This is a genomic window from Vibrio sp. 10N.261.46.A3 (assembly GCF_041472995.1).
In the GTDB taxonomy this organism is placed as follows: domain Bacteria; phylum Pseudomonadota; class Gammaproteobacteria; order Enterobacterales; family Vibrionaceae; genus Vibrio; species Vibrio coralliirubri.
In genome coordinates this window covers 1-3471 of sequence record NZ_JBFRRH010000072.1, presented here as the reverse complement: position 1 = coordinate 3471, position 3471 = coordinate 1, and the positions used below count along the sequence as shown (strand labels likewise).

Annotated in this window: 7 protein-coding genes and 1 pseudogene; 2 read left to right on the top strand and 6 right to left on the bottom strand. The window is 45.9% G+C overall.

The features are described from left to right. Together AB4484_RS17330 and AB4484_RS17325 are read right to left on the bottom strand one after the other, a co-directional pair. Positions 1-261 (bottom strand): annotated as a pseudogene (locus tag AB4484_RS17330) (hypothetical protein); the annotation flags it as partial. Positions 262-266: 5 nt separating this feature from the next. Next, positions 267-962 (bottom strand): hypothetical protein, encoded by a 696-nt coding sequence (locus AB4484_RS17325; RefSeq protein ID WP_372079491.1) that lies wholly within the window; start codon positions 960-962, stop codon positions 267-269. A gap of 74 nt (positions 963-1036) precedes the next feature. On the opposite strand from AB4484_RS17325, the gene AB4484_RS17320 reads away from it, so the two are divergent. Next, positions 1037-1261 (top strand): hypothetical protein, encoded by a 225-nt coding sequence (locus AB4484_RS17320; RefSeq protein WP_372079489.1) that lies wholly within the window; start codon positions 1037-1039, stop codon positions 1259-1261. 137 nt (positions 1262-1398) lie between these two features. Here AB4484_RS17320 and AB4484_RS17315 read toward each other — a convergent pair whose 3' ends face one another. Next, complete coding sequence (locus AB4484_RS17315) at positions 1399-1671, bottom strand: hypothetical protein (RefSeq protein ID WP_372079487.1); 273 nt, start codon at positions 1669-1671, stop codon at positions 1399-1401. 45 nt (positions 1672-1716) lie between these two features. Further along, entirely contained in the window at positions 1717-2199 is a 483-nt protein-coding gene (locus AB4484_RS17310; protein WP_372079485.1) for a lytic transglycosylase domain-containing protein, read from the bottom strand. A gap of 74 nt (positions 2200-2273) precedes the next feature. Between AB4484_RS17310 and AB4484_RS17305 the strand changes: the two genes are divergently transcribed. Beyond that, positions 2274-2879, top strand: a complete 606-nt coding sequence (locus AB4484_RS17305; RefSeq protein WP_372079483.1) for a DUF2913 family protein — start codon at positions 2274-2276, stop codon at positions 2877-2879. A gap of 50 nt (positions 2880-2929) precedes the next feature. Here the strand turns inward: AB4484_RS17305 and AB4484_RS17300 are convergent, their stop codons facing one another. Both AB4484_RS17300 and AB4484_RS17295 read right to left on the bottom strand, forming a co-directional pair. Beyond that, a complete protein-coding gene (locus tag AB4484_RS17300; RefSeq protein WP_372079480.1) occupies positions 2930-3169 on the bottom strand; it encodes a hypothetical protein in 240 nt (79 codons plus the stop codon). Next, a complete protein-coding gene (locus AB4484_RS17295; RefSeq protein WP_372079478.1) occupies positions 3169-3369 on the bottom strand; it encodes a hypothetical protein in 201 nt (66 codons plus the stop codon). The genes AB4484_RS17300 and AB4484_RS17295 overlap by 1 nt, the downstream gene beginning before the upstream one ends. Positions 3370-3471 lie beyond the last annotated feature (102 nt).

Here is a 3471-nt window from a genome sequence, read left to right as displayed (position 1 = left end):
GGCGACAACGTCGCCGGTTCCCTGACTGGAATCAGTGCCCGAGCTCGCCATACATCCCAGAAAACTAGGTAAAGGCGACTTGAAGTGTTTTACGCGGTCTTTAAATGCGTCCTTGGACTCTCCGCATCCACTGGCGTGAAAGCCTGTCGGCATGCACATCCAAATGCCACACTCGGTATCGCTGTAGGGCAGAGCTGGTGTGCTTAAAAGTGCGCTTGATAGCAGCGAGAGCAGGGCGACTCGTCTTGTATTGTTCATCATTAAAATTACCTCCTTAGTGGTAATGAAACAGAAAAAGGGCTCGTAAGCAGATAAAGGCGCTTTAAAGCCTTTTGCGCATCTTTTGCATGCTTTCTCAATGTCTTTTCTAAAGGGCTTTGATTTGAACCGCAACAGCACCCTTCAAGGGATATCATCAGGACTATCGATGCCACCCATGCGCCATGCTCTAAAACAAGCTGGTCATAACGTTCAATACGTGACTTTAGCTCTAAGGGCGGTTCGAGAGGTTGTAGCTGCATTTTTGCGTTGTTAATAAGCTGCTCTTGTTTTTTTGAGTTCGGTTGTAAGCTCTGCGACTTAAAAATCAATACGTGGTGATTGGCATGGAGTGGAGATACGCAGGCATAGATGGCTCCTATCGAGTTTCTTAACTTAATCAACCAATCGTCGCTGACGGCATCTTTATTAATCTGTATTGAGCATTGAGGCTGCCCATCATGGAGAACGCCCCCGTAATTAATTTGCGCCTCCAACTTCTTGAATCGACGGGGGGGGGAGTTGGGGCTCATGAGAGCGGCATTGATATCTGCGATGAAGCTGCTACAAATCAACCACAACTCATCAAGAGAATCCTGTTCATTGAACCAGTAATATTGCCGGATTGTTGGATGCAACACATCAGGGTGATTGAGTAATTGATTCACCACCTCAGTGTGCTTCTGAATGGCTTTTCTGGGCATTGGGGCTTCCTTATTGGTAACGATAGTCGATAGAATGGTCGGTAATAAACCAACCTAAACAAAGGGAATTACGTATGACACAAACACACATCTGCCGCCATGTGGACAGCTTGATTGATACGATTGAAACGGATGTATTTCACTTGGAAGGGGTCAGTATCCACTGCACCTTTGCCTTAGATAATGAAGACAAATGGCTGAATACGTACTTTTTAAAAGCCAGCCAAAAAAAGATGAAGCAGATATCGTTTACCAATGGCGTTATTATCAACCTTGATGACTTCATGATTGAGTCGTAAGTGTCGGTTGTTATCGCCATTTAGACCGCTTTGTGGCAATATCCACACGGTAAGAATCTACCCCAAGTTGGTAGAGAATCATCAAGGATGATATTTGCTACCGCCCTCTCCTCTGAGGGCTTTTTTCTACCTTCTGCTCAATCATTCTCAACCTGAATACGCCCATCCAAGTTAACCTCTACGCAATAGCGCCTAACGATATCTAGCCACCAATCTGAATCAATAGGTGGCGTTAAATGACAATGCTCTGCAATCTTTAAGCATTGGAGTAGCGTCGTCAAATCTAGGAAAATGGTCTGACCGTTGTAGAGCAGCTCAAATTTTGGGGCGTCATCGTAACTGAGTGATGTTGCCCACGCTTTCAGGCTCTCATCGTCGTACTCAGAAAAGCCATTGGGGGTATTGTGCATTCTGTTTGCCTCTCATTTGTTTTGTTGGTGTGGTTTGACGGGGTGTCACCCCGTCAATTGACTGTAGTGCGCCATCACTCGCTTTACGTAGTGCTGCGTCTCTTTAAAGGGGGGTATGCCGCCGTATTTTCTCACATTGCCCTCACCCGCGTTATAGGCCGCAAGAGCCAGTGCGGTATCTCGATACTTTTTTAACAATCGAGCCAGTAATCGCGTGCCTCGCTCAATGTTTGCTTGGGGCTCAAAAGGGTTAATGCCTTGATAGTTCACCGGCATCAGCTGCATTAAGCCTTTCGCCCCTTTGGGGCTAACGGCTTCAGGCTTAAAGCGACTCTCTTGAGTAATGACGGCAACGATTAAGTTGGCGGGGACACCGTGCCTTTGGCTGGCCTCTTGGATTATCCTGCAATATCGCTGACAACGTTGTGGCAGTGCGTTTGTTGCGGTGGACGTCGTCCATCCTTGAGATTGCCACCCTGAATAGCTTCTAGGGGCGCTGTGGGCGTATGTGGAGGTTATTAACACCATCAAAGATAGGATTAATCCCCGAAGGCGCTTTGTCTTTGGTAAAATCACAGACTGAATCATCCCATTGGGTCGTTATGAGTAAAAATCTAAAGCATTATCAAGCCACCACTCGACTGGTGACTCACGCCTTGTTTGCCTTGTATTTTCAAATACAAAGCAACAAGGGGTACACGCCCATCAAGAAGCGCAATGAAATCTTGGTGAAGTTCATTAAGGGGCAGCAAAAGAAAGCGGTGTACAGCACGCTGAAAAAAGAGATTAAAACCATGCTAGCCATCGGGCGAAACCCTAAAGGCAACCTCGAAGCAAGGCTGCATGACATCAATCAATTGAACTTAGAATACAAAGCGAAGCTCACTCATGCGGATGAACTCTACATCTTGTTTAATCACCTTTTTGAGGCGCTAAACTTCACCTCGCAATTGACAAAACCCGACACGGAGATAGAGGAAGATACGCTCTATATGAATCAGTCTGAAGTTGAAGAAGGGTTTGATGAGCGTAATAACCAAATCAAACCTTTATCTGTCACCGTCAAAACACAGCGCTTGGAAGCGTTGATTGATTATGTGAAAAGCCAAGGCTCTTACACGATAGAAGTGACCAGTGCTGACGGTGAGGTGATTTCGTTGTTACTTCACAAAAAGATGAGTGAAGAGGAGCAAAACAAGGCGAGTTAAGCCCATTAGATTTCAGGACTATGAACTCAGAAATTAAAGAATAGGCAGACTTACTCAACCTTGCTTTGCGTTTTCTTTTTGGGCTCGGTGCGATAATTAATCTCTGTTAAGAAGCCGTTTTTTAGTTGGTAGCTGACGTTTGGGGCTCGATAAGGCATACCGAAGCGTCTTCGCTTGGCGAGTTCCTCAAGCGTCACCGCCTGTTGGATGCGTTTTTGTCGATGTGACAGAAATCGAGCAAGATTCGCATTTTTAAGGGATTGTATCGAAGCTGGGTGCGTCTCTTTCATTACTCACCCTCTTTCTCGGTGTGGCACTCTCGATAGGTTCGTTCAACCAAAAGGCCATTAACCACCTTTATGGATTGCCGGCTTTGGTGGTGTTGACCGCCAAAGCGGTGTCGCTCCAGCAAATCCTCAAGGCGAGTCGCAGAAGTTACTCGTGTTTCATAACTCGTGAGTAATCGCTTATAACCTGTCTTTGGAGGCATTTGTTCATATCTATGCACTTTCATTTGAGAAGTTGAATAATAGGGCAGCAACCCGCAAAAATCAAAAGATAAGGACTCTGTGCCACGGCAAGATCATTATAA

Excerpts from the sequence above, each read along its gene's own strand:
- AB4484_RS17325 (WP_372079491.1), bottom strand. The coding sequence starts at position 962 with ATGCCCAGAAAAGCCATTCAGAAGCACACTGAGGTGGTGAATCAATTA.
- AB4484_RS17320 (WP_372079489.1), top strand. The coding sequence starts at position 1,037 with ATGACACAAACACACATCTGCCGCCATGTGGACAGCTTGATTGATACG.
- AB4484_RS17315 (WP_372079487.1), bottom strand. The coding sequence starts at position 1,671 with ATGCACAATACCCCCAATGGCTTTTCTGAGTACGACGATGAGAGCCTG.
- AB4484_RS17310 (WP_372079485.1), bottom strand. The coding sequence starts at position 2,199 with ATGGTGTTAATAACCTCCACATACGCCCACAGCGCCCCTAGAAGCTAT.
- AB4484_RS17305 (WP_372079483.1), top strand. The coding sequence starts at position 2,274 with ATGAGTAAAAATCTAAAGCATTATCAAGCCACCACTCGACTGGTGACT.
- AB4484_RS17300 (WP_372079480.1), bottom strand. The coding sequence starts at position 3,169 with ATGAAAGAGACGCACCCAGCTTCGATACAATCCCTTAAAAATGCGAAT.
- AB4484_RS17295 (WP_372079478.1), bottom strand. The coding sequence starts at position 3,369 with ATGCCTCCAAAGACAGGTTATAAGCGATTACTCACGAGTTATGAAACA.